We start from the raw sequence: 3619 nt of genomic DNA, 5'->3' as shown, positions 1-3619 counted from the left end.
CAAATTTTTGCTTAAGGTAAGAGGGAAGCTGTCTTAAATTGTTAACCCATTATAAAAAAAAGAGAATATAGAATTAAAGTTCATAAATTTTGCGGATTACATAAGACCAAATTTAGCTTTGCAGGAAAAAGAGATAGATATAAATGCTTTTCAAACCGAGATATACTTTGATAATTTCAAGAAAGAGCATAAGTTAAGTATTGTGAATCTAGGATATACGGTTTTAGCACCGATGGGGATATATTCTAAAAAGATAACGGATTTATCAGCTTTAAAAGATGGAGCGACAGTAGCAATACCAAATGATAGTTCAAATGGTGGAAGAGCATTACTACTTCTTCAAGATGCAGGGTTAGTAACTTTAAATAAAGAAGCAGGAGCCTTCCCAAGAGTTAAAGATATAGTAGCTAATCCAAAGGGAATAAAAATTGTTGAGCTTGTTGCAACTCAGATTCCAAGATCGATAGAGGATGTAGATGTGGCAGCTATAAATAATGGGGTTGCTGTTCAAGCTGGGTATTCACCGCTACAAGATTCAATATTCATTGAAGATTTTAAAAATGAGAGATTGAAACCATACTTTAATATTATAGCAGCAAGAGAGGATAATCAAAATAATCCTGAGATAAAAAGAGTTTTAGAAATATATCAAACTGCTGAGAATAAAAAAATAATAGATGATTATTATAAAGGATCATCAATAGCTGTATTTTAAATAAAAATAAAAAAGATGAAATCGGGAGGAGCAAAAATGGAGAATAGAATAATAGGTTTTTTAGATGAGAATAGAGATGAGTTTATAAGTTTAAGTCAAAATATACATAAAAATCCAGAGATTGGAAACGAAGAGTATTTTGCATCTGAGCTGTTAACAAACTATTTGGAATCGAAGGGGTTCGATGTAGAAAGAGATATAGCTGGACATAAAACAGGCTTTATAGCTAGAAAAAAATCTATTCATGGAGAGTATCCAAAACTTGCTTTTTTAGCTGAGTATGATGCTTTACCAAATCTTGGTCATGCTTGTGGACACAATGTTATAGCGGGAATAAGTGTAGCTGGTGGAGTGGCTCTTGCTGACTCTTTGGAGAATGTACCTGGTGAAGTAGTTATATATGGATGCCCTGCAGAAGAGGGAGGACAAAATGGAAGTGCAAAGGGATCATTCGTGAGAGAGAAGCTTTTTGAAGGAATAGATGTTGCTATGATTATTCATCCAAGTAGCGAGCACTCGATAACTAAAAATAGTTTGGCTGTAAATCCATTAGATTTTGAATTCTTTGGAAAGTCTGCTCATGCAGCAGGTTCGCCAGAAAGTGGAAAAAATGCTTTAGATGCTCTGCTACATTTTTTCAATGGAATAGCGACATTGAGACAGCATGTTACTTCAGACGTAAAAATTCACGGAGTTATCACTCATGGTGGGGACGCTCCAAATATAATTCCGGATTACACAAAAGCTAGATTTTATATTCGTGCTGCAACAAAAGAGGGATGTGATGAAGTTACACAGAAAATTGTAGACATAGCAAATGGTGCTGCTCTTATGACTGGATGTAAGGCAAAGGTTTCTAGTTTCCAAAATAGAGTTGATAACTTAGTTCAAACAAGATATTTTGATGATCTTTATGTGGACGTTATGAAAAAGTTAGGAGTAGAAGTTTTAGTGGATTCTAAGAAAAGTATGGGGTCGACAGATGTTGGAAATGTAAGTCACATTGTTCCAACGATTCATCCGAATATTAAAATTTGTGATTCATGTGTTGTTGGTCACACTCATGAGTTTAATGAGGCAGCAGGGTCTTTAGCGGGAGATGAGGCTGTTATTTTAGGAGGAAAAGCTTTGGCACTTTTAGGACTTAAATTAATTTTAAATGAGAGTGAATTATTAAAAGTTAAAGAGGCTTTTGAAGCTACAAAAAAGTAATTCAAAAAGTGATAAAAAAGAGATAAAAATGAGAGAGGATTATTTCCTCTCCCACTCTTTAGCTAACTTATAAAATGTAGATTTTTTCAGATTTAAATTTGTCATAGCAAACGAGGCCGGTATCTCTTTATTTTTCCATTTTATATAGATATTTTCCCAGTTATCGGGAAAAGGAATCGGTTTACGCCCTTTATATTTTCCCAACTCTTTAGCTAGAGAAATTCCCTCTTTTTGCCTTTCTAAAAGGTTTGTTCTTTCAAACTCATTGATAGCTCCTATCATAGTCAGCATTAGTTTTCCAGTTGCAGTCGAAGTATCTATATTTTCTTTAAAAGATATAAGAGCTACTTTTTTTTGAGCTAAAATTTCAGTGATATAAAGCAGATCTTTTGTTGATCTAGCTAATCTTGAAAAGTCATGGACATAAATGGTATCACCTTCGATTACTTCATTTAACATAGTTATCAATTGAGTTCTTCCTTTAATATCCTTGGCCGATATTTTTTCAATATATATTTTATCAACCTTTACTTCATTCATTTTCTTTAATTGTCGTCCTTCATTTTGTTCGACTGTTGAGACTCGAACATATCCAATTTTCATAAAATCCCTCTTAAAATAAATTATTGTAATAAAGCTATATTATATTCTATAATAGCTTTTAATAATAGTATTATAATTAAAGGATTAAAGGTACCAAACAATAAATTGATTTTCATTTTCTTTGAATTTAATTTTTTCTTTTTTTAAAAGTCCATCTATTATTCTTTCAACTTCTAAAGGGTTGTTTTCCAATTTAGATGCGATTAGATTTCCCTCGAAAGTTTCTGTAGATTTGAAAAAATCAATGAGAAACTCTTCAGAATTTAGAAAGGCATCCATATTTTTTGTATATGAAAAAATATCAGAAGAGGAAACTTTTGGATTTTGAATGAAAATATCCTCTATAAAAATTTCGAGACACTCTATTTTGTATACTGGAAAAGAGGTTTCTAATTTTTCATAGAAAATATTAACTTTTTCTGAAGGCCAGTATTTCTTTAAAACTTGTTTAATTTTATTCATGTGTTGATTTCTCCTCTAAGATTATTTTCCAAATTTCTTTGATTTTATATGTTTTAAAATGTCTATATATTGTTGTTTTACCAGGAAGAATTCCTTGTTTTGTGAGAGCTTCAATTTCAGAAATAGTTAGAGTTGAACCTTTTAAACAATATTGTTTATATAGTAAATCTTTAATCTCCTCAAGAGAGTATATTTTCCCCTCAGTAGTTGTTTTCTCTAGGTTTTGTTCAAGCTCATCCCATACTTTCGAAATTTTAGTAGTTTTGAAAAATTTCAAAATTGTTTCTAGAGATGGAAGCTCTTTATTTTTATTGATTTCACTTTGTGAAAGCCTTCTTCCTTTTTCTGTTCGAGCTAGTAGTAATGCTTTGATAATATCCTCTTTAGAGTAAAGAGAGCCAAGTTTAAATGTAAACCCAGATAGCTCTTTTACAGTTTTCCAATTTCCAAAACGTCTCAATAAAACAGTTGAAGAGTATTTGAATCCATATTTTTTTAATTCAGACATAGAAGCCCCATTTGTAGCTTTAATTTTCTCAGAGAAGCTTTTGTATAAAGATATTAGTTCTTCATTTGACTCTACTACAACTTGTCTTTTACTGTTTCCATTTGAGGTAGAGCCTAAAC

At 31.6% G+C, this 3619-nt stretch carries 4 protein-coding genes and 1 pseudogene; 2 read left to right on the top strand and 3 right to left on the bottom strand.

What is annotated here, in order from left to right:
• Nucleotides 1-67 precede the first annotated feature (67 nt).
• Together Q0O83_RS11805 and Q0O83_RS11800 are read left to right on the top strand one after the other, a co-directional pair.
• Entirely contained in the window at nucleotides 68-715 is a 648-nt protein-coding gene (locus tag Q0O83_RS11805) for a MetQ/NlpA family ABC transporter substrate-binding protein (RefSeq protein ID WP_294097333.1), read from the top strand.
• Nucleotides 716-751: 36 nt separating this feature from the next.
• On the top strand, nucleotides 752-1927 hold the full coding sequence (locus Q0O83_RS11800) for a M20 family metallopeptidase (protein ID WP_294097331.1): 1176 nt from the start codon (nucleotides 752-754) through the stop codon (nucleotides 1925-1927).
• A gap of 39 nt (nucleotides 1928-1966) precedes the next feature.
• Here Q0O83_RS11800 and Q0O83_RS11795 read toward each other — a convergent pair whose 3' ends face one another.
• From Q0O83_RS11795 to Q0O83_RS11785, 3 genes and pseudogenes are all read right to left on the bottom strand, one after another.
• Complete coding sequence (locus Q0O83_RS11795) at nucleotides 1967-2530, bottom strand: recombinase family protein (RefSeq protein ID WP_294097329.1); 564 nt, start codon at nucleotides 2528-2530, stop codon at nucleotides 1967-1969.
• An 84-nt stretch (nucleotides 2531-2614) separates the two neighbouring features.
• Nucleotides 2615-2992, bottom strand: coding sequence for a hypothetical protein (locus tag Q0O83_RS11790; RefSeq protein ID WP_294097327.1), 378 nt, complete (start codon nucleotides 2990-2992; stop codon nucleotides 2615-2617).
• A pseudogene (locus tag Q0O83_RS11785) lies at nucleotides 2985-3619 on the bottom strand (hypothetical protein); the annotation flags it as partial. The gene Q0O83_RS11790 and the pseudogene Q0O83_RS11785, both read right to left, overlap by 8 nt.

The sequence above is a fragment of the uncultured Cetobacterium sp. genome (genome assembly GCF_945952365.1).
Taxonomy (GTDB): domain Bacteria; phylum Fusobacteriota; class Fusobacteriia; order Fusobacteriales; family Fusobacteriaceae; genus Cetobacterium_A.
Note: the sequence above shows the minus strand (reverse complement) of the source record. Positions and strands in the feature narration are given on the sequence as shown.

Excerpts from the sequence above, each read along its gene's own strand:
- Q0O83_RS11790 (WP_294097327.1), bottom strand. The coding sequence starts at position 2,992 with ATGAATAAAATTAAACAAGTTTTAAAGAAATACTGGCCTTCAGAAAAA.
- Q0O83_RS11800 (WP_294097331.1), top strand. The coding sequence starts at position 752 with ATGGAGAATAGAATAATAGGTTTTTTAGATGAGAATAGAGATGAGTTT.
- Q0O83_RS11795 (WP_294097329.1), bottom strand. The coding sequence starts at position 2,530 with ATGAAAATTGGATATGTTCGAGTCTCAACAGTCGAACAAAATGAAGGA.